We start from the raw sequence: 25,192 nt of genomic DNA on the forward strand, positions 1-25,192 counted from the left end.
CCAGGATTACCTTGCGCCTCGTCTTCGCCGGCAGCCCGTCGGCCGCCGTCCCGTCCCTGACCGCCCTCGCCGCGAGCGAGCACGAGGTGGTCGCCGTCGTCACCCGCGACGACACGCCGCAGGGCCGTCGCCGTGTCCTCACCGCGACCCCGGTCGCCCTCGAGGCCGAGCGCCTCGGGCTGTCGGTCGTCAAGACGCGGAGGATCACCGAGGACGTGGCCGAGCGGATCGCCGCCCTCGACGCCGACCTCGGGGTCGTGGTCGCCTTCGGTGCCCTGCTCCGCGAGCCCGTCCTCTCCGCGCCCCGGCTCGGCTGGGTCAACCTGCACTTCTCCCTGCTCCCGCGCTGGCGCGGGGCTGCTCCCGTGCAGCGAGCGCTGATGGCGGGCGACGAGACCACGGGCGCCGTGGTGTTCCAGCTCGTGCCCGAGCTCGACGCCGGCGACCTGCTCGGCACCCTCGAACGTCCCCTCGACGGCACGGAGACCGCCGGCGCCCTGCTCGACGAGCTCGCCGCGAGCGGTGCGGACCTCCTCGGCGACGTCGTCGACCGGCTCGCCGCGGGCACGGCCGGGGCGGTCGTCCAGGTCGGCGAGGTGACCCTCGCCCCCAAGCTCGTGCTCGACGACGGCGCGCTCGACCTCTCGCTCCCGGCGACCCAGGTGGTCGACCGCTGGCGGGGCACCACGCCCGAGCCCGGCGCCCACCTGCCGCTCGGCGACGCCCGGCTCAAGGTGCTCGAGCTCCGCGCCGCGGACGTCGACGACGCAGCCGACGGCGACGACGCGGCGGGCCGGGAGCCGCTCGCACCGGGGCGGATCTCGCTCCGGGGCCGCCGCCTCCTGGTGGGCACGGGGAGCGCACCGCTCGAGCTCGTCCGCGTCCAGCCGCCCGGCAAGAAGCCGATGGCCGGAGCCGACTGGAGCCGCGGCCTGCCGTCGACCGACGACGTCCTGCTGACCGCGACCCACACGACCGCCACCACCCCCGCCACGACCGACGAGGAGGCCCCCACGTGAGCCGAGTCCAGCCCGCCCGCCAGGTCGCCCTCGACGTGCTGCGCGCCGTGGCCGACGACGACGCCTACGCCAACCTGCTGCTGCCCGCCCGCATCGCCCGGGCCGGCCTCGACGCGCAGGACGCGGCCCTCGCGACCGAGCTCACCTACGGCACGCTCCGCATGTCGGGCTACTACGACCGCGTGGTCGCCCTCGCCGCCCGGCGCCCGGCCGACGCGATCGACCCGGCGCTGCTCGACGTGCTCCGGCTCGGCGTGCACCAGCTGCTGTCGACCCGAGTCGCGGCCCACGCGGCCGTCGACGAGTCGGTGGAGCTCGCCCGCCAGGTCGGGAGCCGCGCCGGCACCGGCTTCGTCAACGGCGTCCTCCGGACGGTCGGCCGGTCGACGCCCGACGAGTGGCGCGAGCGCGTGCTCGCCGCGACGACCAGCGACGACGACCGGCTCGCCGCCGAGTGGTCGCACCCGGTGTGGGTCATCCGCGCCCTGCGCCGATCGCTCGCGGCCGAGGGCCGTCAGGACGAGCTCGTCGACCTGCTCGCCGCGGACAACGTGCCGCCCAGGGTCAGCCTCGTCGCCCTGCCGGGGCTCGCCGAGCCGTCCGAGCTCGGCGGCGACGACGCGCTGCTCTCGCCGCTCGCGCGTGTCAGCGCCGGGGGAGACCCCGCGCAGCAACCCGTCGTGAGCGCCGGTCGCGCCCGCGTCCAGGACGAGGGCTCGCAGCTGGCGGCCCTGCTCCTCAGCCGTCACCACGACGTCGTGCCGGGCGAGCGCTGGCTCGACATGTGCGCAGGCCCCGGCGGCAAGGCTGCCCTGCTGGCCGCCGAGGCAGCCAGGCTCGGAGCGCAGCTCGTCGCCAACGAGCTCGTCCCGGCCCGCGCGGGCCTCGTGCGCCAGGCCCTCGCGGTCGTCCCCGGGGACGTCGACGTCCGCGAGGGCGACGCCGTCCGCTTCGGCGTCGACGAGCCCGGCGGCTACCAGCGCATCCTGCTCGACGCGCCGTGCACCGGCCTGGGCGCCCTCCGCCGTCGACCCGAGGCTCGCTGGCGCAAGCAGCCCGCAGACGTGGGCGAGCTCACACGCCTCCAGGCCGACCTCTTCGCCAGCGCCCTCGACGCTCTCGCGCCGGGCGGGCTGCTCGCCTACGTCACGTGCTCGCCGCACCTCGCCGAGACGCGTGCGATCGTCGAGTCCGGGCTGCGTCGCCGCGACGACGTCGAGCTGCTCGACGGTCCCGAGGCGGTCGCCCGTGTCGCCGTGGGCGAGGTCGACCTCGCCTCCGGGCCCTACGTCCAGCTCTGGCCGCACCGCCAGGGCACGGACGCCATGTTCGTCGCCCTCGTGCAAAAGCGAGACTGAGGCAGGAGACCGCCTGGGGCCGAGGAGGCGCGTCGCCGGTAAGCTCGTCCGGTGTCCGTTCGCATCAGCCCCAGCATCCTCTCGGCCGACTTCGCCAACCTCGAGCGAGACCTTGGCCGGATCTCCGACGCGGACCTCGTCCACGTCGACGTGATGGACGGGCACTTCGTGCCGAACCTCACCCTCGGCCTGCCGGTCGTCGAGCGACTCCAGCAGGTCAGCCCGGTGCCGCTCGACGTCCACCTCATGGTCGAGGACGCCGACCGCTGGGCGCCCCGCTACGCCGAGCTCGGCGCGTTCTCGGTCACGTTCTCGGTCGAGGCGGCTGCCGACCCCGTGGCGACCGCACGGGCGATCCGCAGCAACGGGGCCCGCGCCTCCGTCGCCCTCAAGCCGGGAACCGACGTCGAGCCGTACCTGCAGAGCCTCGACGAGTGGGACATGATCCTGGTCATGACGGTCGAGCCGGGCTTCGGCGGGCAGTCGTTCATGCCCGAGACGATGCCCAAGCTGGCTCGTGCTCGCGACGCGGTCCGCGCCTCCGGCCTGGACGTCTGGCTCGAGGTCGACGGCGGCATCGGCCTCGACACGATCGTGACGGCCGTCGAGAACGGTGCCGACACGGTCGTGGCCGGGTCCGCCGTCTATGGCGGCGAGCCCGCCGAGCGCATCGCCGCGCTGAGGGCGGCCGCGGCGACGGTAGCCTTGTCGTCGTGAAGTCCTTCGACCAGCTGTTCTCCGAGCTCAGCGACAAGGCCCGTGACCGTCCCGAGGGCAGCGGAACCGTCGCCGAGCTCGACGCCGGCGTCCACCAGATCGGCAAGAAGATCGTCGAGGAGGCCGCCGAGGTGTGGATGGCCGCCGAGTACGAGGGCGACGTCGCCACGGCAGAAGAGATCTCGCAGCTGATCTACCACGTGCAGGTGCTGATGATCGCCAAGGGCCTGACGCCTGACGACGTGTGGCGACATCTCTGAGCCCGTCCCCACCACCTCACGACGTGACGCCGCCGACCCGCGGCCCCAGAACGGACAGCTCACCATCATGCTCCGCGTAGCAGTGCCCAACAAGGGCTCCCTCAGCGAGACCGCCAGCCAGATGCTCCACGAGGCCGGCTACCAGGGTCGCCGCGACCCGAAGTCGCTCTACCAGGCCGACGAGCGCAACGGCGTCGAGTTCTTCTACCTCCGCCCGCGCGACATCGCTACCTACGTCGGCCAGGGCGCTCTCGACGTCGGCATCACCGGCCGCGACCTGCTGCTCGACTCCGGCTCGACCGCCGGCGAGATCGCGCCCCTCGACTTCGCCTCCTCGACCTTCCGCTTCGCCGGCCCGGCCGGGCGCTTCCGCGAACTGGCCGACCTCGAGGGCCTCCGCGTCGCGACGAGCTACGTCGGCCTCGTCGGCGCGTTCCTCCGCGACGCCGGGGTCACGGCCCAGCTCGTGGGCCTCGACGGCGCCGTCGAGAGCGCCGTCAAGCTCGGCGTGGCCGACGCGATCGCCGACGTCGTCGAGACGGGCACGACCCTCCGCGCCGCAGGCCTCGAGGTCTTCGGGCCGGTCATCCTGCAGTCGACCGCCGTCCTGATCGCCTCCGACGCGCAGGCCGCGGGCATCGACGTCCTGCACCGTCGCCTCCAGGGCGTCCTCGTCGCGCGACGCTACGTGATGATGGACTACGACGTGCCGGTGTCGGCCCTCGACGCGGCGACCGCCGTCACTCCGGGCATGGAGTCGCCGACGGTGGCGCCCCTGCACGACGCCGACTGGGCCGCCGTCCGCGTGATGGTGCCGCGCGGCGACACCAACCAGGTGATGGACGCCCTGTACGACCTGGGCGCCCGGGCCATCCTCGTGAGCCCGATCCACGCCGCGAGGCTCTGACCGTGACGGCCGCCGATCCGTCCCTCGCGGTCCGCGTCGTCCCCTGCCTCGACGTCGCCGCCGGGCGCGTCGTCAAGGGCGTCAACTTCCTCGACCTGCGCGACGCGGGCGACCCCGTCGAGCTCGCCCGCACCTACTACGAGCAGGGCGCCGACGAGATCACGTTCCTCGACGTCACCGCGACCGTCGACGACCGGGCGACCACCTACGACGTCGTGCGGGCTACCGCCGAGCAGGTCTTCATCCCGCTGACCGTCGGCGGGGGAGTCCGCTCCACCGACGACGTCGCGCGCCTCCAGGCGGCGGGTGCGGACAAGATCGGCGTCAACAGCGCGGCGATCGCCCGCCCTGCGCTCGTCGGCGAGATCGCCGACCGCTTCGGCGCTCAGTGCGTCGTCCTCTCGCTCGACGTCAAGCGGTCTGCGCGCATGCCCTCCGGCTTCGTCGTGACGACCCACGGCGGCCGCACCGAGACCGACATCGACGCCGTGGCCTGGGCACGCGAGGCCATCGAGCGCGGTGCGGGCGAGCTGCTCGTCAACAGCATCGACGCCGACGGCACGAAACAGGGCTTCGACCTCGAGCTGGTGGCCCTGATGCGGTCGAACAGCCGTGTGCCGGTCATCGCGTCGGGCGGGGCCGGTGCTCTCGAGCACTTCGCCCCCGCCGTGGCCGCCGGCGCCGACGCCGTGCTCGCCGCCTCCGTGTTCCACAACCGCGAGCTGACCGTCGGCGACGTGAAGCGCGAGCTGGCGGCCTCCGGCGCCGTCGTCCGATGACACCGGGAGTCCCCATGACCCACCAGACAGCGCCCGACGAGGCCCTCACCCGCGAGACCGTCGGGCCGGTCGTGGCGCGCGCCCGCTTCGACGCGAGCGGCCTCCTGCCCGCGATCATCCAGGACGCGGGCTCGAGAGACGTGCTGATGATGGGCTGGATGGACGAGGAGGCGCTGCGCCGCACCCTGACCGAGGGTCGCGTGACCTTCTGGTCGCGCTCCCGGCAGGAGTACTGGCGCAAGGGCGACACCTCCGGCCACGCCCAGTTCGTCCGCGCGGCCGCCCTCGACTGCGACGACGACGCCCTGCTCGTGACAGTCGAGCAGATCGGCGCCGCGTGCCACACCGGTGCGCACTCGTGCTTCGACGTCGACCCGCTCAGCCCGGCCACCGCCTCCTCGACGGACGCGTGCACCGACGGTGCCGACCGGGACGACGCAGGGGAGGCCGACCGTGGCTGAGCGCTCGTCGACCACGCGCGCCGCCTTCGACGGGCTGCTCGACGGCCACCGCGTGGTCCCCGTGGTCCGCGACCTCTTCGCGGACGGCGAGACGCCGGTGGGCATCTACCGCAAGCTCGCCGCCGGCCGTCCCGGCACGTTCCTCCTCGAGTCCGCCGGCCAGGGCGGCATCTGGTCGCGCTGGTCGTTCGTCGGCGTCTCGTCGTTCGGCGTGCTGACGACGCACGACGGCGAGGTCCGCTGGCTCGCGCACGGGCTCGACGCCGAGCGTGCCCTCGGCGGCGCGACCGGTCGGCCGCTCGAGGTGCTGTCCGCACTGCACGAGCGCTGGGCCACGCCGCGCATCCCCGACCTCCCGCCGCTCACGGGCGGCCTGGTCGGCTTCGTCGGCTGGGAGGCGGTCCGCGAGCTGGAACACCTCCCCGACGTGCCGCCGGCCGACTTCACCGTCCCGTCACAGGCGCTGAGCTTCGTCTCCGAGCTCGTCGCGCTCGACCACCGCACCGGTGCCGTGATGCTGATCGCGACGGTCCTCAACGACGGCGTCGACGACTCGGACAGTCTCTGGGCCGATGCGCAGTCCCGTCTCGACCGCCTCCAGTCGGGCCTGGCGGCACCGAGCGAGACCTACCTCTCCGACGTCGACCTGGGCGTCCAGCCCTCACCGGTCGACCGGACGCCCCGGGCGGAGTACGCCGAGGCGATCGAGCGCTCGAAGCAGTTCATCGTCGACGGCGACGTGTTCCAGGTCGTCGTCTCGCAGCGTTTCGACCACGAACTGAGCGCCGACGCCCTCGACGTCTACCGGGTGCTGCGCACCCTCAACCCGAGCCCGTACATGTACCTCGTCAGCCTCGAGGACGCCACGGGCGAGCCCTACCAGATCGTCGGCTCGTCGCCGGAGGCGCTGGTCAAGGTCGACGGACGGCGCGCCTTCACCCACCCCATCGCCGGGTCGGCCCCCCGCGGCGCGACGCCGGAGGAAGACGGCGCACACGCCGAGCGCCTTCTCGGCGACGAGAAAGAGAGGGCCGAGCACCTCATGCTCGTCGACCTGGCCCGGAACGACCTGCTGAAGGTCTGCACGCCCGGCACCGTCGAGGTGACCGAGTTCATGCAGGTCGAGCGCTTCAGCCACATCATGCACCTCGTCTCGAGCGTCGAGGGCGATCTCGCCCCGGGCCGGAACGCCATCGACGCCTTCCGCGCGACGTTCCCCGCCGGTACGCTCTCGGGCGCGCCGAAGCCGCGCGCCCTCGAGATCATCGACGAGCTCGAGCCCGCCCAGCGCGGCGTCTACGGAGGCGTCGTCGGCTACTTCGACTTCGCCGGCTCGGCCGACGTCGCGATCGCCATCCGCACGGTCCTCCTGCAGGGCGGCGTCGCCCGCGTCCAGGCCGGTGCCGGCCTCGTCGCCGACAGCGACCCGGACGCCGAGGCACAGGAGGCGCGCAACAAGGCCGCTGCCCCCCTCCGCGCCGTCGCCGTGGCCAACGCCATGACGAGGCTCCGCTGATGGCGCCCCGGCGGCTCAAGCTCGTCACGATCCTCGTCGGGGTCCTCCTCGCCGGCGTCGGCCTGCTCACCTGGACGCAGCCGTGGTTCGGCGTCGTCGTGGAGTCCCCGCAGAGCGGGCAGCTCGACCTGACCGCGGCCGGCGACGTCGCCGGGTCGCCCGTGTCCGCGCTCTCCCTGGCCGCCCTGGCCCTCGTGGGCGCCCTCACGATCGCGGGGCGCGTCTTCCGGGTCGTCCTCGGGCTGCTGCAGGTCGCGCTCGGAGCCAGCATCGCCGTGACGGCGGGCACCGCGCTCTCCGACCCGGTCCGCGCCTCCGGCAGCGTCGTCACCGACGCCACCGGCGTCGACGGCCAGGACAGCCTGCGCGCGCTCGTCTCGTCGACGTCGGCCACCCCCTGGCCCTGGCTCGCGCTCGTCGTCGGCGTGCTCGCCGCCCTGCTCGGCGTGGCGATCGTCGTCACCTCGGGCGCCTGGCCGCAGGCCGGGCGCAAGTACACGGCCACCCGGCTCGTGCCGGCCGACCCGGCGAGCGACCCGAGCGCGACCTGGGACAGCCTCTCGGTGGGCGACGACCCCACCGACCCGGACGAACCGGCTGCCCCGATCGACGACGCAGGTCCCCGTCCGGGCCCCGGCGACCGACCCAGCCGGTAGACTCGACCCCGTACCGCACTGATCCGAGGAGCACCGTGAGCCAGCAGATGACGAAAGCCGCCGAGACCGAGACCGCCGACGACCTCGGCCACGGGAACTCCCCGGCGGCCTGGACGGCCGTCGTGATCATGTTGGTCGCCTTCTCGATCGGCACGGTCGCCTTCTTCTTCGCCGTCGTGTGGGTGGTCTGGGCCTCCGCCGCCCTGCTGCTCGTCGGCCTGGTCGTCGGTCTCGTGCTCAAGCGCGCCGGCTACGGCGTCGGCGGCCACCGCTACGTGCCGAAGGCGCACAACTAGGTGCTCGACGACCTGTACGCGGGCGCACTGGCCGACGCCGGGGCCCGCCGCGACGCCCTGCCCTTCGCCGCCGTCGAGGCCGCCGCGCTCGACCGTGCCCCCGCGCTCGACGCCCGGGCCGCCCTCGCTCCCGCAGCCGGCGTCAAGATCATCGCCGAGGTCAAGCGCGCGAGCCCCTCGCGGGGCGACCTGCACGCGATCCCGGATCCCGCCTCCCTGGCGCTGTCCTACGCCACCGGGGGAGCGAGCGCGATCAGCGTCCTCACCGAGGGGCGCAAGTTCAAGGGCAGCCTCGCCGACCTCGAGGCGGTGCGCGCCGTCGTCGACGTGCCCGTGCTCCGCAAGGACTTCATCGCCGACCCGTACCAGGTCTTCGAGGCGCGGGCGGCAGGCGCCGACCTGGTGCTGTTGATCGTCGCCGGCCTCGAGCAGGCCCGTCTCGTCGAGCTGCACGACCTCGTGCGCGAGCTCGGCATGACCGCCCTCGTCGAGACGCACTCGGCCGACGAGGTCGCTCGCGGCCTCGACGCCGGGGCCGAGGTGCTCGGCGTCAACGCGCGCGACCTCTCGACCTTCGAGCTCGACCCCGACCTGTTCGGCCGGCTGGCCGACTCGATCCCCGCCGGCGTCACCCGCGTCGCCGAGTCCGCCGTCATGTCGCCCGCCGACGTGGCGCACTATCGTCGCGCCGGCGCCGACGTCGTGCTCGTGGGCGAGGCCCTCGTCACGCACGGCGACCCCGTCGACGCGCTCACCCGCTTCCTGGAGGTCTGACCGTGGCACTGAGAGACGAGACCGGGCCGTACTTCGGCTCCTTCGGCGGGCGCTTCGTCCCCGAGTCGCTGGTCGCGGCGCTCGACGAGCTCGACGCCGCCTACAAGGCCGCCGCCGTCGACCCCGAGTTCCAGGCCGAGCTGGCCGCCCTGCACGCGACGTACACGGGTCGCCCGTCCATCGTCACCGAGGTGCCCCGGTTCGCCCAGCACGCCGGTGGTGCACGCATCCTCCTCAAGCGCGAAGACCTGAACCACACCGGCTCGCACAAGATCAACAACGTGCTGGGCCAGGCGCTGCTCGCCCGCAAGCTCGGCAAGACCCGCCTGATCGCCGAGACCGGGGCCGGCCAGCACGGGGTCGCCACGGCCACCGCCGCCGCCCTGTTCGGGATGTCCTGCGTCGTCTACATGGGCCAGGTCGACACCGAGCGCCAGGCGCTCAACGTGGCGCGGATGCGCCTGCTCGGCGCCGAGGTCGTCTCGGTGACCACGGGCTCTCGCACCCTGAAGGACGCGATCAACGACGCCATGCGCGACTGGGTGGCCAGCGTCGACACGACCCACTACGTGCTCGGCACGGTGGCCGGTCCGCACCCGTTCCCCGCGATGGTGCGCGATTTCCACAAGATCATCGGCGAAGAGGCGCGCGAGCAGGTGCTCGCCCTCACGGGCCGGCTGCCCGACGCCGTGACGGCCTGCGTCGGCGGCGGCTCGAACGCGATGGGGATCTTCCACGCGTTCCTCGACGACCCGTCGGTCGAGCTGTGGGGCTACGAGGCAGGCGGCGACGGCGTCGAGACGGGTCGCCACGCGGCCTCGATCACGCTGGGCCGCATCGGCAACCTCCAGGGCACGAAGTCGTACCTCATGCAAGACGAGGACGGCCAGACCCTCGAGAGCCACTCCATCTCGGCCGGCCTCGACTACCCGAGCGTCGGGCCCGAGCACGCCTGGCTCGCCGAGAGCGGCCGCGCCCACTACGAGCCCGTGACCGACGCCGAGGCCATGGCGGCGTTCAAGCTGCTCACGCAGACCGAGGGCATCCTGCCGGCCATCGAGACGGCTCACGCCCTCGCCGGCACCCTCAAGCTCGGTCAGCGCCACCCCGACTGGACGATCCTGGTGTCGATGAGCGGCCGGGGCGACAAAGACGTGGCGACCGCGAGCCGCTACTTCGGGGTCCTCGACGAGGAGGCGCAGCAGCTGTGAGCGACATCACCTCCGCCCCACAGACGGGCAGCAAGGTCGCGACGGCCATCCGTGCCCGTCGCGACGCCGGCACCGGCGCCCTCATCGGCTACCTGCCCGTCGGCTTCCCCGACCTCGCGACGAGCATCGAGGCCGCGGTGACCCTCGCCGAGAACGGCGTCGACGTCATCGAGCTCGGCCTGCCCTACTCCGATCCCGTCATGGACGGGCCCGTCATCCAGGCGGCGACGCAGCGGGCCCTGGCCGAGGGCTTCCGGGTCCGCGACGTGTTCACCGCCGTCCGCGAGATCACGTCGCGCACCGCGGCCCCGGTCGTCGTCATGACGTACTGGAACCCGGTCGAGCAGTACGGCGTCCGGCGCTTCGCCGACGACCTGGCTGCAGCGGGGGGAGCCGGGCTCATCACGCCCGACCTCATCCCCGACGAGGCCGCCGCCTGGCTCGAGGCCTCCGAGGCCACGGGCCTCGACCGCGTGTTCCTCGCCGCTCCGTCCTCGAGCGACGACCGCCTCCGCCAGTCCGTCGAGCGGAGCCGCGGCTTCGTCTACACGGTCTCGACGATGGGCATCACCGGCGCACGGACCGACGTCGACTCCGCGGCCCACACGCTCGTCGACCGGCTGCGCGCCGTGGGCGTCGAGCACGCCTGTGTCGGCCTCGGCATCTCGACCGCGCAGCAGGTCCGCGAAGTGCTCGAGTACGCCGACGGGGCCATCGTCGGCTCCGCGTTCGTCCGGGCCCTCGCCGACGGCGGGCTGCCCCGCCTCGCCGAGGTGGCCGCCGACCTGTCGTCCGGCGCCGCCCTCCGTCCCTGACGTCCGACGCCGACGACGGCCCGCGCTAGAGTCGTCCTCGCGTCGGCCCGCCGTCGTCCCGTAGTCCCCCCTGAAAGGCGCCCCGAACGTGTTCGTTCCCCTGAGCATCCCGAGCCCCTCCGTCGACTGGCAGTACTTCGACCTGACGAGCTGGATCAACTCGACGTTCGGCGCTGCGCTGCCCGGGTCCCTCCGCATCCACGCGTACGCGATCTGCATCCTCGTGGGCATCGTCGCGGCGGTCCTCCTCACGAACAAGCGTCTGACCGACCGGGGCGCCGAGCGCTGGGTCGTCATCGACGTCGCCATCTTCGCCGTCCCGCTGGGCATAATCGGAGGCCGGTTCTTCCACGTCGTCACCCACCCCGCCGACTACTTCGCCGGGCAGGAGTGGTGGCGGGCCTTCGCCGTCTGGGAAGGCGGGCTCGCCATCTACGGTGCCCTGCTCTTCGGCGCCCTCGGCGTCTGGCTCGGCTGCCGCGCCTCCGGCCTGCGCTTCTCCGTGTTCGCCGACGCGCTCGCGCCCGGGCTGCTCGTCGCCCAGGCCTTCGGCCGTCTCGGCAACTGGTTCAACCACGAGCTGTTCGGCCTGCCGACCGACCTGCCCTGGGGCCTCGAGATCGAGTCGACCAACCCCGCCTACCCGGTCGGCCTGCCCGAGGGCACGCTGTTCCACCCCACCTTCCTCTACGAGATCATCTGGATGCTGGCCGGCGTGGCCGTCCTCCTGCTGATCGAGCGCAAGACGCCGATGCAGTGGGGCCGCGCCCTGGCGTTCTACCTGGTCTGGTACGGGATCGGCCGCTCGGTCTTCGAGTCCATCCGCACCGACCCGAGCCTCCTCTTCTTCGGCATCCGCACCAACGTCTGGGCTTCCTTCGCCGCGATCGTCCTCGGCATCGCGATCTGGGTCGTGGCGAACCGCCGCCACACCGGCCTGCTGCCTGGTCCGTACGTGCCGGGGCGCGCGCCGTCCGATCGTGCGGCTGAGGTAGACTCGCGCGACACGTACACGGAGGACGACGACGAACCCGAGTTGGTCACCGTGGCATCATCGGACGACAACACCGAGACCACGCCACGCTCCTGAGCCAGACGGGCACGGTCAGCACTCACGACCCGCCTCGCTCCCTCAAGAGCACCCTCCGCGACGAGCACCGCCTCACGGCTGCCACAAGCAGCCACGGGAAGTCACGCTGCGCCGCACCCGGGCCCGCCACCACCGCCCGGACAGCACCTGCCGACGACGGCCGCCTCCGCGGCGTCGTCTCGACGACGGGCCGACGACGTCCCGACCCCCATCGGATCTCCCCGTGAGGACGGATCACATGGCGCTCACGCCAGTTCACCAGCAGTTCAGCACCGTTCCCGCTGCTGCGGGCCTGTATGACCCGCGCAACGAGAAGGACGCCTGTGGCCTCGCCATGGTCGCCACCCTCCGCGGGACCCCGGGCCACGACATCGTCGACGCCGCACTCGGGGCCCTCCGCAACCTCGAGCACCGCGGCGCCATCGGCTCCGACGCGGGCACGGGCGACGGGGCCGGCATCCTCTGCCAGGTCCCCGACGCCTTCCTCCGCGCCGTCGTCGACTTCGAGCTGCCCGAGGCCGGGCAGTACGCCGTGGGCATCGCGTTCCTGCCCACCGACGAGCAGGAGCGGGCTGAGCTGAAGACCGGCGTCGAGCGGATCGCGAACCTCGAGCAGCTCGACGTGCTCGGCTGGCGCGAGGTGCCCGTGCGCCCCGACGAGCTCGGGACGCTGGCCCGCGGCGCGATGCCGGCCTTCGAGCAGCTCTTCGTCCGCAGCCGTCGTCACGGGGCCGACGGCGAGCTCCTCTCGGGCGTCGCGCTCGACCGCCAGGCCTACCGTCTGCGCAAGCGGTCCGAGTCGAAGCTCGGCGCGTACTTCACGTCGCTCGGCAGCCGCACCATGGTCTACAAGGGCATGGTCACGACGCTGCAGCTCGAGCCCTTCTACCCCGACCTCAGCGACGAGCGCTTCGCCTCGAAGCTGGCCGTCGTGCACTCCCGGTACTCCACCAACACGTTCCCGTCCTGGCCGCTCGCGCAGCCGTTCCGGATGATCGCGCACAACGGCGAGATCAACACGGTGCGGGGCAACCGCAACTGGATGCGGGCCCGTCAGTCACAGCTCGAGTCTGAGCTGCTTGGCGACCTGAAGCCCTTGCTCCCCGTGGTCAGCCCTGGGGCGAGCGACTCCGCGTCGTTCGACGAGGTCGTCGAGCTCCTCAGCCTCACCGGTCGCTCGCTGCCGCACGCGATCATGATGATGGTCCCCGAGGCATGGGAGAACCAGGTCGACATCGACCCGACCCTGCGCGACTTCTACGAGTACCACTCGATGATCATGGAGGCGTGGGACGGCCCCGCTGCCATCACCTTCACCGACGGCAGCCTCGTGGGCGCCACCCTCGACCGCAACGGCCTGCGCCCGGGCCGCTACCTGGTCACCGACGACGGCCTCGTCGTCCTCGCCAGCGAGATCGGCGTGCTGCCCGACATCGACCCCGCGAAGATCGTCCGCAAGGGCCGTCTGCGCCCCGGCAAGATGTTCCTCGTCGACACCGAGGCCGGCCGCCTGATCGAGGACGACGAGATCAAGCGCGACCTCGCCTCGTCCGAGCCCTTCGGCGAGTGGCTGGCCGAGGGCCGCATCCGCCTCTCCGAGCTGCCCGAGCGCGAGCACATCGTGCACACGCCGGCCTCCGTCATCCGCCGTCAGCGCACCTTCGGCTACACCGAAGAAGAGGTGCGGATCCTCCTCACGCCCATGGCGAAGACCGGGGCGGAGCCCCTCGGCGCCATGGGCAGCGACACGCCCATCGCGGTCCTGTCCGAGCGCCCGCGCCTCCTCTTCGACTACTTCACGCAGCAGTTCGCGCAGGTGACGAACCCGCCGCTCGACTCGATCCGCGAGCAGGTCGTCACGTCGTTGTCGCTCGGCCTCGGCCCGGAGCGCAACCTGCTCTCGGCGACCCCGGAGCACGCGCGCCAGGTCGTGCTCGACTTCCCCGTCATCGACAACGACGAGCTCGCAAAGATCCAGCACATCGACCCGAGCCCCGGCTCGCGTGTCACCTCGACCATCCGCGGCCTGTACCGCGCCGACAAGGGCCCCCGTGCCCTCGAGAAGCGCATCGCGGCCATGTGCAACGAGGTCGACGACGCCATCGAGGCCGGGGCCGAGTTCATCGTGCTCTCCGACCGCGACTCGAACCAGGACTTCGCGCCCGTCCCGTCCCTCCTCATGCTCGCCGCGGTCCACCACCACCTGATCCGCACCGAGAAGCGCATGTCGGTCGGCCTGATCGTCGAGGCCGGCGACGTCCGCGAGGTGCACCACGTCGCCACCCTCATCGGCTACGGCGCCTCGGCGATCAACCCGTACCTCGCCATGGAGACCTGCGAGAACCTCGTCCGGTCGGGCATGATCACCGGCATCTCGCCGGAGGACGCCGTCCACAACCTGATCAAGGCGCTCGGCAAGGGCGTGCTCAAGATCATGTCCAAGATGGGCATCTCGACCGTGTCGAGCTACGCCGCCGCCCAGGCCTTCGAGGCCGTCGGCCTCAGCCAGGAGTTCGTCGACACCTACTTCACCGGCACGTCGAGCGTGCTCGGCGGGGTGGGCATCGACGTCGTCGCGTCCGAGAACAAGCAGCGCCACACCAGCGCGTACCCGACCGACGGGTCAGTGGTGGCGCACGAGCGCCTCGCGACCGGTGGCGAGTACCAGTGGCGCCGCGAGGGCCCGCGTCACCTGTTCAACCCCGACACCGTCTTCCGCCTGCAGCACGCGACGCGCACGCGCCGGTACGACATCTTCCGCGAGTACACGAAGCTCGTCGACGACCAGTCGGAGGACCTGATGACCCTGCGCGGGCTCTTCTCGTTCCGACAGGGCCTCCGCCAGCCCGTGCCGCTCGACGAGGTCGAGCCGATCGAGTCGATCGTCAAGCGGTTCTCGACCGGCGCGATGAGCTACGGCTCCATCTCGAAGGAGGCGCACGAGACCCTCGCGATCGCCATGAACCGCCTGGGCGGCAAGTCCAACACGGGCGAGGGCGGCGAGGACGTCGACCGACTGCTCGACCCCGAGCGCCGCAGCGCGGTCAAGCAGGTCGCGTCGGGTCGGTTCGGCGTGACGAGCATGTACCTCACGCACGCCACCGACATCCAGCTCAAGATGGCCCAGGGCGCCAAGCCCGGCGAGGGCGGGCAGCTGCCCCCGACCAAGGTGTACCCGTGGGTGGCACGCACCCGCCACGCGACGCCGGGCGTCGGCCTGATCAGCCCGCCGCCGCACCACGACATCTACTCGATCGAAGACCTGAAGCAGCTCATCTTCGACGTCAAGCGCGCCAACCCGACGGCCCGGGTGCACGTCAAGCTCGTGAGCCAGTCAGGGATCGGCGCGGTCGCCGCGGGCGTGACGAAGGCCCTCGCCGACGTGGTCCTCGTCTCGGGCCACGACGGCGGCACGGGCGCCAGCCCCCTCAACTCGCTCAAGCACGCCGGCACGCCGTGGGAGATCGGCCTCGCCGAGACCCAGCAGACGCTGATGCTCAACGGCATGCGCGACCGCGTCGTCGTGCAGGTCGACGGCCAGATGAAGACCGGTCGGGACGTCGTGATCGCCGCGCTGCTCGGCGGCGAGGAGTTCGGCTTCGCGACCGCCCCGCTGATCGTCGAGGGCTGCATCATGATGCGCGTCTGCCACCTCGACACCTGCCCTGTCGGCGTCGCCACGCAGAACCCCGAGCTCCGCGCGCGGTTCTCGGGCAAGCCCGAGTTCGTCGTCAACTTCTTCGAGTTCCTGGCGCAGGAGGTGCGCGAGATCCTCGCCTCCCTCGGCTTCCGCAGCCTCGACGAGGCGGTCGGCCGCACAGACGCCCTCGACGTGGACCGTGCCCTCGACCACTGGAAGGCGTCGGGTCTCGACCTCTCGCCCGTGCTGGTGGGGCCGAAGTTCGACGACGACGAGCCCCGCCGCAACCACCGACAGCAGGACCACGACCTCGAGTCGCACTTCGACGTCGAGCTGATCGCCCTCAGCGCCGACGCGCTCGAGAACGGCGGCCGGGTCGCGATCTCGCTGCCCATCCGCAACACCGAGCGTGCCGTCGGCACCATGCTCGGCCACGAGGTGACCGTGCGCCACGGCGAGAACGGCCTCCCCGAGGGCAGCATCGACGTCACGCTGACCGGGTCCGCCGGGCAGTCGCTCGGCGCGTTCCTCCCGGCGGGCATCACGCTCCGCCTCGAGGGCGACAGCAACGACTACGTCGGCAAGGGCCTGTCGGGCGGCGTCGTCGTCGTGCGTCCGTCGCGGGAGAGCACCTTCGTCGCCGAGGACAACGTGATCGCCGGCAACGTGATCGGCTACGGCGCGACCCAGGGCAGCCTGTTCATCCGTGGCATCGTCGGCGAGCGCTTCCTGGTCCGCAACTCCGGAGCCAGTGCCGTCGTCGAGGGCGTGGGAGACCACGCGCTCGAGTACATGACCGGCGGGCTCGCCGTCATCCTCGGCGACACGGGCCGCAACCTCGGCGCGGGCATGTCGGGCGGCACGGCCTACGTGCACCGCCTCCGCAGCGAGCGCGTGAACGCCGAGTCGTTGGCCTCCGGCGAGCTCGAGCTGCACCCGCTCGGCAGCGCCGACGTCGAGATCCTCGCCGACCTCCTGTCGCGGCACCTCGCCGAGACGGGCTCGCCCGTCGCCGAGCGCCTGCTCGCCGACGTCGACGCCTCGGCGTCCGAGTTCGTCAAGGTCCTGCCGCGTGACTACGCCGCCGTCCTCGCCACCCGGCAGACGGCCGTCGACGAGGGTCTCGACCCCGATGGCGACGAAGCCTGGAAGCGAATCCTGGAGGTGACCGGTGGCTGATCCGAAGGGGTTCCTGAAGACCCAGAAGCGCGAGCTTCCGAAGCGTCGTCCCGTGTCCGTGCGTCTGATGGACTACAAGGAGGTGTACGAGCAGCAGGAGAGCGGCGAGCTCCGCCGGCAGGCGGGCCGCTGCATGGACTGCGGCGTGCCGTTCTGCCACCAGGGCTGCCCCCTCGGCAACCTCATCCCCGAGTGGAACGACCTCATGTGGCGCGGCGAGGGCCGGCAGGCCAGCGAGCGGCTGCACGCGACCAACAACTTCCCCGAGTTCACGGGCCGCCTGTGCCCTGCGCCCTGCGAGGCATCCTGCGTGCTGGGCATCAACCAGCCGCCGGTGACCATCAAGCAGGTCGAGGTCAGCATCATCGACCAGGCCTTCCAGTCGGGCTGGGTCACGCCGCATCCGCCCGAGCGCCTCACGGGCAAGACCGTCGCCGTCGTCGGGTCCGGCCCGGCCGGTCTCGCGGCCGCGCAGCAGCTGACGCGCGCGGGCCACACCGTCGCCGTCTACGAGCGCGACGACCGCATCGGCGGCCTCCTGCGCTACGGCATCCCCGACTTCAAGATGGAGAAGAAGCAGATCGAGCAGCGGCTCGCCCAGATGCGGGCCGAGGGCACGCGCTTCCGTGCCGGGGTCGAGATCGGCCGCGACATCGCCTGGGACGACCTCCGCGCGCGCTACGACGCCGTCGTGGTCGCCACCGGCTCGACGGTGCCGCGTGACCTCGACATCCCCGGCCGCGACCTCTCCGGTGTCCACTTCGCCATGGAGTACCTGGTGCAGCAGAACCGCACCGGCGCCGGCGACCGGGTCGACGACCAGATCACGGCGGAGGGCAAGCACGTCGTCGTCCTCGGCGGCGGCGACACCGGTGCCGACTGCATCGGAACGGCGCACCGTCAGGGCGCCCTGTCCGTGACGAACCTCGCGATCGGCCAGCAGCCCCCGGAGGAGCGGACCGAGTCTCAGCCCTGGCCCACCTTCCCGACGCTGTTCGAGGTCGCCAGCGCCCACGAGGAGGGCGGCGAGCGGATGTACCTCGCCTCCACCGTCGAGTTCCTCCACAACGAGGTCGGCGAGGTCCGCGCCGTCCGCGTGGCCGAGACCGAGTACCTCGACGGTCGTCGCGTGCCCAAGGCGGGCACGGAGCGCGAGATCCCCGCCGACCTCGTCCTCCTCGCCCTCGGCTTCACCGGTCCGGAGCGAGACGCGATCGAGCAGCAGCTGCGGGTGCCCTTCGACTCGCGCGGCAACCTCGACCGCGGCGGCGACTACCAGACGTCCGAGCCCGGCGTGTTCGTGACGGGCGACGCCGGCCGCGGCCAGTCGCTCATCGTGTGGGCGATCGCCGAGGGCCGCGCGGCGGCCTCGGCCGTGGACGCTTGGCTCGAGGGCGAGACGATCCTGCCGTTCCCGGTCAAGCCCACGGATCGCGCCATTTCGGTCTGACCCGGCACGAGTCGGGAATAAGGTGGTGGGACGGGTCCTCAGCCGTCCCACCCCCCTACCTACAGTAAGGAACACATGAGACGCGCAAAGATCGTCGCCACCCTCGGGCCGGCGACGTCGAGCTACGACGACATCCGGGCCATCATCGACGCCGGCGTCGACGTGGCCAGGATGAACCTCAGCCACGGCAGCTACGACGTGCACGAGTCCGTCTACGCGAACGTGCGCAAGGCCGCGGCGGACGCTGAGCGTCCCGTGGCCGTGCTCGTCGACCTGCAGGGCCCGAAGATCCGCCTGGGCAAGTTCTCGGACGGTCCGCACGACCTCGCGGTCGGCGACGTCTTCAAGATCACGACCGACGACATCCTCGGCACGAAGGAGATCTGCGGCACGACCTTCAAGGGCCTGCCCGGCGACGTCGCCGTCGGCGACCCGTTGTTGATCGACGACGGCCGCGTCAAGCTGCGCGTGCTCGAGACCGACGGCACCACAGTGACGACCGAGGTCGTCGTGGCGGGCACGGTCTCGAACAACAAGGGCATCAACCTGCCCGGCGTCGCCGTCAGCGTCCCCGCCCTGTCCGAGAAGGACGAAGCGGACCTCCGCTGGGGCCTGGCCCTCGGTGCCGACTTCATCGCGCTCTCGTTCGTCCGCGACGCCGACGACGTCACGCGGGTGCACGAGATCATGGCGGAGGAGGGGCGCCGTCTGCCCGTCATTGCCAAGATCGAGAAGCCGCAGGCCGTCGACAACCTCGAGGCCATCATCGACGCGTTCGACGGCATCATGGTCGCCCGTGGCGACCTCGGCGTGGAGCTGCCCCTCGAGGCGGTCCCCATCGTGCAGAAGCACGCCGTCGAGCTGTCCCGCCGCATGGCCAAGCCGGTCATCGTCGCGACGCAGATGCTCGAGTCGATGATCTCCAGCCCGATCCCCACGCGCGCCGAGACGTCCGACGTCGCCAACGCCGTGCTGGACGGTGCGGACGCGGTCATGCTCAGCGGCGAGACGAGCGTGGGGGAGTACCCCGTCGTCACGGTGCAGACCATGGCACGCATCGTCGCCTCGACCGAAGAACACGGCCTCGAGCGCATCCCCCCGCTCGGCACGAAGCCGCGCACGCAGGGCGGCGCGATCACCCTCGCGGCGGCCGACGTCGCCGACTTCGTCCAGGCGCGCTACCTGTGCGTGTTCACCGAGTCGGGCGACTCCGTGCGTCGCATGTCGCGCCTCCGTCACTCGATCCCGATCCTGGCCTTCACGCCGAACGAGGCGACTCGTCGCCGCATGGCTCTCAGCTGGGGCGTCCAGTCCTTCCTGGTCGAGAACGTGACCCACACGGACGCCATGTTCGAGCAGGTCGACGACATCCTGCTCGGCAACGCGCTCGCCCTCTCGGGCGAGAAGGTCATCGTGATCGCCGGGTCCCCTCCCGGCATCGCGGGGTCGACGAACGACCTCCGGGTGCACCGCGTGGGCGACGCCCACGGCGAAGCCGCGCCGGCCTACGCCAGCAAGAACTAGCTCGCACGCTCGGCCCGGCCGGGTCGCCTCCTCGGAGGCGGCCCGGCCGTCGTCGTTCCCGGGCCCACAGATTGCGGGCGTAGCCTCCCGCCATGTCCGTCGGCCCGTCCCACCCCCGTTGCTTCGTCGTGGGAGGTGCCCTGTGGGTGGTGCCGAGCGGGACCGGCCACGACGTGGACGCGACCAGGCGCAGCCGGGCGGGCACCGGGCTCGCTGCCGACGGCCGGTCGTCCCTCGTCGATGCCTGGACCCTCACCGGGGGAGTGACGGGCGGCTTCTTCATGGGGACCGTGGCGGGTGCCGTCTGGCACGTCCGGGGACTCGTCGACCTCGTGGCGTTCGTCATCTCGGGCGCTGCCGTCGGGGCCGTGCTCGCGATCGGCACGAAGCGGCTCTTCGCCGACTTCAGTGAACCGGGCCCGGGTGACGCACAGTCCGTCGCGACCGACCGCGACCTGCCGGCCGTCCGTGTGCCGTGGGACGTCGCGAACGCGGCACCGAACGACGCCTCGGGCGACGAGCTCGCCCTGTGGTCCCTCCGGGCCGAGCGCTGGCGCCTCGCTCGCGCCGCCGTCGAGGCCAGGGCCCTGCGGGTAGATGCGGACCCTGACGACGGGGGAGCCGAGGCAGAGACGGAGTACCGCGGAGCTGCGGCGGACTACGAGCCCGTCGCGCGCCTCCTGGGTCTGCCGTTGCCGCTGCCTCTCTGACCGCCTCCCCGCGGCAGCCGTCGTCGCACCGCTCCGCCCGCGGCCCGCGCCGACGCACGACTCGGCGTCGGCAACTCCTGAAGCGTGCTCGGCGACACCTGCCGCCGGCCCGACGTGCGACAGCGCCGACGCACCCGTGAGGACTTGCCGACGCGAACCCGCCGTCGACATCGCACCGGGAGGTCGGCACCGGGCCGACTGCTGGTGGCCAGTCCGGAGGAGGTGCGGGCACGAAGAAGCCCCGATCCGCCGGAGCGGATCGGGGCTTCAGTGTCGGAGACGATCAGATCGTCACCATCGGCGTCTCGAGGACGCCGCCGAGTCAGATGACGCGGATGTTCTCGGCCTGGAGGCCCTTGTTGCCCTGAGCCGTGTCGAACTCGACCTTCTGGTTCTCCTCCAGGTTGCGGTAGCCGTCGCCGGCGATCGCGGAGAAGTGCGCGAAGACGTCAGTGGATCCGTCGTCGGGGGTGATGAAGCCGAAGCCCTTTTCGGAGTTGAACCACTTAACGGTACCTGTTGCCATTTTTCTTGTTCCTTCAATCAGAGTTGTCGATCCCGATTTCGAGATCGCTCGTCGCGGTGCCTTTTTGTCCGCTCCCTCTGAGAACGACGCCTCCAGGTCGGCGTTCCGGGGAACGACGACCTGGCACGTCGCGAGATACAAATGCGTAACACAACAACCAGTTCCCCCAGCGTAGTGCACGAGCGGCCCGTGTCCACTGTTTCGACACACGAAGTCGAGATCGTCTCGATCTTCTCTGGTGGTCGTGCCACGTCGGCACCGCGCAGACGCCGCGGGCAGGGGGAGGGGAGTCGTCGACCGTGCCGGATGTGGGACTCGAACCCACACGCCCTCTCGGACAGAGCATTTTGAGTGCCCCGCGTCTGCCATTCCGCCAATCCGGCTCACGACGACGAGGCGAGAATACCGTAGGCTCTGCTTCGTGAGTGACCAGGAAGCAACACCAGCAGCACCCCGTCGCGTCGTCGTCGCAGAGGATGAGTCCCTCATCCGTCTCGACATCGTCGAGATCCTCCGCGACAACGGATTCGAGGTGGTGGGCGAGGCCGGAGACGGCGAGACCGCCGTCGCCCTCGCGACCGAGCTCCGCCCCGACCTCGTCATCATGGACGTCAAGATGCCCAAGCTCGACGGCATCTCGGCCGCCGAGACGCTGAGCAAGAACCACATCGCGCCCGTGGTCCTGCTGACTGCCTTCAGCCAGAAAGAGCTCGTCGAGCGAGCCAGCGAGGCCGGCGCCCTGGCCTACGTGGTCAAGCCCTTCACCCCCAACGACCTCCTGCCCGCGATCGAGATCGCCCTCTCGCGCTACACGCAGATCATCACGCTCGAGGCCGAGGTCGCCGACCTGGTCGAGCGCTTCGAGACCCGCAAGCTCGTGGACCGCGCCAAGGGCCTGCTCAACGAGAAGATGGGCCTCACCGAGCCCGAGGCGTTCCGCTGGATCCAGAAGGCCTCGATGGATCGCCGGCTGACCATGCACGACGTCGCCCAGGCGATCATCGAGCAGCTGAGCGTCAAGAAGTAGCGAGCGGCGTACCCGCCCGCGAGGAGAGGCCCGTCCCTGGTGGGGCGGGCCTCTCCTGCACCGTCAGCCCCGGGCGTCGGTCAAGTAGTTGGTGATGCGCACGGTCGAGAGCAGGCGTCCCTCGTCGTCCGTCATGACGACCTGGTGCGTCGCGAGGGTGCGGCCGAGGTGGATCGCGGTGCAGGTGCCGGTCACCCACCCGGTCGTGGCCGACCGGCTGTGGCTGGCGTTCAGCTCGATGCCCATCGCGAGGCGCCCCGCCCCGGCGTGGACGTTCGCCGCCACGGAGCCGAGGGTCTCGGCCAGGACGACGTGCGCCCCGCCGTGCAGGATGCCGACCGGCTGGGTGTTGCCCTCGACGGGCATCCGGCCGACCGCGCGCTCCGCGCTCATCTCGAGGATCTCGATGCCCATCTTCTCGGCGAGGGCGCCGACGCCGCGGCGCCGGAAGAGCTCGACCGCGTCGTCGCTGAGCGCCGCGTCGGGACGCACGGTCCGCTCGGCGTCGTTGGACGAGAAGGAGGTGGTCGCGTCGGTCATGGTGCTCCGGATCCGCTGTCGGGGGCGCCCGCTAGGCTGACGGGGTGTCGGACGAAACGAAGCCTACCCTCCTGGTCATCGACGGCCATTCCCTCGCGTTCCGGGCGTTCTACGCCCTGCCCGTCGACAGTTTCGTGAACCGGGAGGGGCAGCACACGAACGCCATCCACGGCTTCATCTCGATGCTGCTCAGCCTGCTCAAGAACGAGAAGCCGACCCACCTCGCTGTCGCCTTCGACATCTCGCGGTTCTCGTTCCGCACTCGCGAGTACCCCGAGTACAAGGGCACGCGCTCCGAGACGCCGGTCGAGTTCGTCGGCCAGATTCCGCTCCTCCAAGAGGCCCTGCACGCGATGGGCATCACGACCATCACGAAAGAGGACTTCGAGGCCGACGACATCCTCGCGACGCTCGCCGTTCGCGGTCGCGACGACGGCTACCGGGTCCTCGTCGTCTCCGGCGACCGCGACGCCATCCAGATGGTCAACGACGACGTCACGCTGCTCTACCCCTCGGCACGAGGCGTCAGCGAGCTCACGCGATACGACCGCGACAAGGTGTTCGAGCGCTACGGCATCGAGCCGCACCAGTACCCCGAGATCGCGGCTCTCGTCGGCGAGACCAGCGACAACCTGATCGGCATCGACAAGGTCGGCGAGAAGACCGCCGTCAAGTGGATCAACCAGTTCGGCAGCCTCGACGAGGTCATCGCCCACGCCGACGAGATCAAGGGCGTCGTGGGCGGCAACCTGCGCGAGCAGAAAGAGCGCGCGATGCGCAACCGACGCCTGAACCGCCTCGTGACCGACGTCGAGCTCCCCGTGGCGCCCCGCGACCTCGAGCGCCGCGCCGTCGACGCCGAGGCCGTCCGCGAGCTCTTCGACAAGCTCCAGTTCCGCACCCTCCTCGAGCGGGTGCTCACCCTCGCCGACGCGAGCGGCGCGACGCCCGACGCCGCGGGCGAGGGCGCCGTCGTGGCCGCCCCGGCCGGACTGCCCGTCGTGCGCACCCTCGTCGACGAAGAACTCGCCTTCTGGTTGAGGAAGCACGCGTCCGACCCGGCCTCGCCGGTCGGGCTCAGCGTCGAGTACGGCGCCGAGGGCGTCGTGGGCCTCGGCATCTCGTCCCACGACGAGTCCGCGTATGTGCCGTGGGCCACGGGCCGCGGCGACTACGTGGCCCTCGAGGCGTGGCTCGACGCGGACTCGCCCAAGGTGCTGCACGACGCCAAGCGTGCGTACAAGGCGTTGTCCAAGGCGGGGCTCGCGCTCACCGGCATCGCGGGCGACACGCGGGTCGCGGCGTGGCTGCTCAGGCCGGGCCGCACCTCCTTCGCCCTGACCGACCTCGTCTACGAGCAGCTCGGCGAGACCCTCCCCGTCGCCGACCCGAACCAGCTCGTCCCCGCCGACGAGCAGGTAAGCGTCGCGACGGAGGCCTGGTACACGCTCCGGCTCGCCGAGTCGTTCCACGAGTCCCTCGACGAGGGCTCCCGCACCGTCCTCACCGACCTCGAACTGCCCCTGGTCCCCGTGCTGGGCGACATGGAGCTCACGGGCGTCGCGGCCGACCACCCGGTCCTTGCCGAGCTCTCCACGCGTCTCGGCGAGACGGCGGCAGGTCTCGCGACGGACGCGTTCGCCGAGATCGGCCGCGAGGTCAACCTCGGCTCGCCGAAGCAGCTGCAGGAGGTCCTGTTCGAGCAGCTCGAGATGCCCAGGACCCGGGCGACCAAGACCGGGTACTCCACCGACGCCGCATCTCTCGCAGACCTGCAGGAGAAGCACCCGCATCCGTTCCTCGGGCTGCTGCTGCAGCACCGCGACGCGACCAAGCTGCGGCAGATCATCGACACGCTCGACAAGTCGATCGCCGACGACGGCCGCATCCACACGACGTACGACCAGACGGGCACCACCACCGGCCGCATCTCGTCCGTCGACCCGAACCTCCAGAACATCCCGGTCAAGGCCGCCGTAGGCCGCGAGATAAGGGCCGCCTTCGTGCACGGTCCCGAGTACGAGACCCTCCTGACTGCGGACTACTCGCAGATCGAGATGCGCATCATGGCCCACCTCTCCGGCGACGCCGGGCTGATCGAGGCCTTCAACGCGGGAGAAGACCTGCACCGCTTCGTCGGCGCCCGCATCTTCGGCGTCGAGCCGGCTGACGTGAGCCCGGCGATGCGGACCAAGGTGAAGGCGATGTCGTACGGCCTCGCCTACGGCCTCAGCGCCTTCGGCCTGTCGAAGCAGCTGCGCATCGAGAGCTCCGAGGCGAAGCAGCTGATGACCGACTACTTCGAGCGCTTCGGCGCCGTGAGGGAGTACCTCCGCAACGTCGTGGAGAAGGCGCGTGAAGACGGCTACACCGAGACGATCTTCGGTCGCCGGCGCCCCTTCGCCGACCTCAAGTCGCCCAACCGGGTCCTGCGCGAGAACGCCGAGCGAGCTGCGCTCAACGCGCCCATCCAGGGGTCGGCTGCCGACATCATGAAGAGGGCGATGCTCGGGGTGCGCAGCGAGCTCGACGAGCGCGAGATGGCCAGCCGCGTGCTGCTGCAGGTCCACGACGAGATGATCGTCGAGGTCGCGCCGGGCGAGGTCGACGACGTCCGCGACATCGTCAGCCGTCGCATGAGCGGGGCCGCCGAGCTCCGCGTGCCGCTCGACGTCAGCGTCGGCCTCGGCGGCAGCTGGGACGCTGCCGCCCACTAGGGCGAGGGGCCATTGGCCCC

The 25,192-nt window shown here is 71.5% G+C and carries 22 protein-coding genes and 1 tRNA gene; 20 read left to right on the plus strand and 3 right to left on the minus strand.

All coding sequences use genetic code 11. The annotated features are described in order from the left end of the window. Positions 1-11: 11 nt before the first annotated feature. The 18 genes from ES689_RS04550 (at position 12) to ES689_RS04635 (ending at position 20,362) form a co-directional block, all read left to right on the plus strand. A complete protein-coding gene (locus ES689_RS04550) occupies positions 12-1,019 on the plus strand; it encodes a methionyl-tRNA formyltransferase (RefSeq protein ID WP_146900742.1) in 1,008 nt (335 codons plus the stop codon). Then, entirely contained in the window at positions 1,016-2,377 is a 1,362-nt protein-coding gene (locus ES689_RS04555) for an RsmB/NOP family class I SAM-dependent RNA methyltransferase (RefSeq protein WP_146900745.1), read from the plus strand. The genes ES689_RS04550 and ES689_RS04555 overlap by 4 nt, the downstream gene beginning before the upstream one ends. Before the next feature lie 51 nt (positions 2,378-2,428). Continuing rightward, a complete protein-coding gene (gene rpe / locus ES689_RS04560; protein ID WP_146900748.1) occupies positions 2,429-3,094 on the plus strand; it encodes a ribulose-phosphate 3-epimerase in 666 nt (221 codons plus the stop codon). After that, positions 3,091-3,354 carry a phosphoribosyl-ATP diphosphatase gene (locus tag ES689_RS04565; protein WP_123354635.1) on the plus strand — a complete coding sequence of 88 codons (264 nt, stop codon included), beginning with the start codon at positions 3,091-3,093 and terminating at the stop codon, positions 3,352-3,354. Before rpe ends, ES689_RS04565 begins: the two co-directional genes overlap by 4 nt. Positions 3,355-3,421: 67 nt before the next feature. Beyond that, entirely contained in the window at positions 3,422-4,261 is an 840-nt protein-coding gene (gene hisG, locus ES689_RS04570; protein WP_146900751.1) for an ATP phosphoribosyltransferase, read from the plus strand. Positions 4,262-4,263: 2 nt separating this feature from the next. Beyond that, the gene (hisF, locus tag ES689_RS04575; protein ID WP_146900754.1) at positions 4,264-5,040 is read left to right on the plus strand and encodes an imidazole glycerol phosphate synthase subunit HisF; all 777 of its coding nucleotides are present in this window, start codon (positions 4,264-4,266) and stop codon (positions 5,038-5,040) included. A 14-nt stretch (positions 5,041-5,054) separates the two neighbouring features. After that, entirely contained in the window at positions 5,055-5,501 is a 447-nt protein-coding gene (gene hisI / locus ES689_RS04580; protein ID WP_146900757.1) for a phosphoribosyl-AMP cyclohydrolase, read from the plus strand. After that, positions 5,494-7,017, plus strand: a complete 1,524-nt coding sequence (locus tag ES689_RS04585; protein ID WP_146900760.1) for an anthranilate synthase component I — start codon at positions 5,494-5,496, stop codon at positions 7,015-7,017. The genes hisI and ES689_RS04585 overlap by 8 nt, the downstream gene beginning before the upstream one ends. Beyond that, positions 7,017-7,673 carry a Trp biosynthesis-associated membrane protein gene (locus tag ES689_RS04590; protein WP_146900763.1) on the plus strand — a complete coding sequence of 219 codons (657 nt, stop codon included), beginning with the start codon at positions 7,017-7,019 and terminating at the stop codon, positions 7,671-7,673. Before ES689_RS04585 ends, ES689_RS04590 begins: the two co-directional genes overlap by 1 nt. A 47-nt stretch (positions 7,674-7,720) precedes the next feature. Further along, positions 7,721-7,969, plus strand: coding sequence for a DUF6704 family protein (locus ES689_RS04595; RefSeq protein WP_123547220.1), 249 nt, complete (start codon positions 7,721-7,723; stop codon positions 7,967-7,969). Next, on the plus strand, positions 7,970-8,743 hold the full coding sequence (gene trpC / locus ES689_RS04600; RefSeq protein ID WP_146900766.1) for an indole-3-glycerol phosphate synthase TrpC: 774 nt from the start codon (positions 7,970-7,972) through the stop codon (positions 8,741-8,743). It begins immediately after the preceding gene. 2 nt (positions 8,744-8,745) lie between these two features. After that, positions 8,746-9,954 carry a tryptophan synthase subunit beta gene (gene trpB / locus ES689_RS04605; RefSeq protein ID WP_146900769.1) on the plus strand — a complete coding sequence of 403 codons (1,209 nt, stop codon included), beginning with the start codon at positions 8,746-8,748 and terminating at the stop codon, positions 9,952-9,954. Then, on the plus strand, positions 9,951-10,769 hold the full coding sequence (trpA, locus tag ES689_RS04610; RefSeq protein ID WP_370512327.1) for a tryptophan synthase subunit alpha: 819 nt from the start codon (positions 9,951-9,953) through the stop codon (positions 10,767-10,769). Before trpB ends, trpA begins: the two co-directional genes overlap by 4 nt. Positions 10,770-10,857: 88 nt before the next feature. Beyond that, entirely contained in the window at positions 10,858-11,859 is a 1,002-nt protein-coding gene (lgt, locus tag ES689_RS04615; RefSeq protein WP_223269378.1) for a prolipoprotein diacylglyceryl transferase, read from the plus strand. A 238-nt stretch (positions 11,860-12,097) separates the two neighbouring features. Next, positions 12,098-16,678: a glutamate synthase large subunit gene (gltB, locus tag ES689_RS04620; protein ID WP_146901849.1), complete on the plus strand. Its 4,581-nt coding sequence runs from the start codon at positions 12,098-12,100 to the stop codon at positions 16,676-16,678. Next, the gene (locus ES689_RS04625; RefSeq protein WP_146900772.1) at positions 16,671-18,128 is read left to right on the plus strand and encodes a glutamate synthase subunit beta; all 1,458 of its coding nucleotides are present in this window, start codon (positions 16,671-16,673) and stop codon (positions 18,126-18,128) included. Before gltB ends, ES689_RS04625 begins: the two co-directional genes overlap by 8 nt. A 75-nt stretch (positions 18,129-18,203) precedes the next feature. Continuing rightward, positions 18,204-19,652: a pyruvate kinase gene (pyk, locus tag ES689_RS04630; RefSeq protein WP_146900775.1), complete on the plus strand. Its 1,449-nt coding sequence runs from the start codon at positions 18,204-18,206 to the stop codon at positions 19,650-19,652. Positions 19,653-19,744: 92 nt separating this feature from the next. Then, complete coding sequence (locus ES689_RS04635) at positions 19,745-20,362, plus strand: hypothetical protein (RefSeq protein ID WP_146900778.1); 618 nt, start codon at positions 19,745-19,747, stop codon at positions 20,360-20,362. Positions 20,363-20,684: 322 nt separating this feature from the next. Here the strand turns inward: ES689_RS04635 and ES689_RS04640 are convergent, their stop codons facing one another. Continuing rightward, positions 20,685-20,888 carry a cold-shock protein gene (locus ES689_RS04640; RefSeq protein WP_055797427.1) on the minus strand — a complete coding sequence of 68 codons (204 nt, stop codon included), beginning with the start codon at positions 20,886-20,888 and terminating at the stop codon, positions 20,685-20,687. A 300-nt stretch (positions 20,889-21,188) separates the two neighbouring features. Continuing rightward, positions 21,189-21,271: transfer RNA gene (locus ES689_RS04645), tRNA-Leu, on the minus strand. Positions 21,272-21,309: 38 nt separating this feature from the next. On the opposite strand from ES689_RS04645, the gene ES689_RS04650 reads away from it, so the two are divergent. Next, entirely contained in the window at positions 21,310-21,915 is a 606-nt protein-coding gene (locus tag ES689_RS04650; RefSeq protein ID WP_146900783.1) for an ANTAR domain-containing response regulator, read from the plus strand. Between the two features lie 63 nt (positions 21,916-21,978). Here the strand turns inward: ES689_RS04650 and ES689_RS04655 are convergent, their stop codons facing one another. After that, on the minus strand, positions 21,979-22,455 hold the full coding sequence (locus ES689_RS04655; RefSeq protein WP_146900786.1) for a PaaI family thioesterase: 477 nt from the start codon (positions 22,453-22,455) through the stop codon (positions 21,979-21,981). 44 nt (positions 22,456-22,499) lie between these two features. Here ES689_RS04655 and polA point away from each other — a divergent pair, with 44 nt between their 5' ends. After that, complete coding sequence (gene polA / locus ES689_RS04660) at positions 22,500-25,172, plus strand: DNA polymerase I (protein WP_146900790.1); 2,673 nt, start codon at positions 22,500-22,502, stop codon at positions 25,170-25,172. Positions 25,173-25,192: the final 20 nt, after the last annotated feature.

The sequence above is a fragment of the Frigoribacterium sp. ACAM 257 genome, assembly GCF_007954365.1.
GTDB lineage: Bacteria > Actinomycetota > Actinomycetes > Actinomycetales > Microbacteriaceae > Frigoribacterium.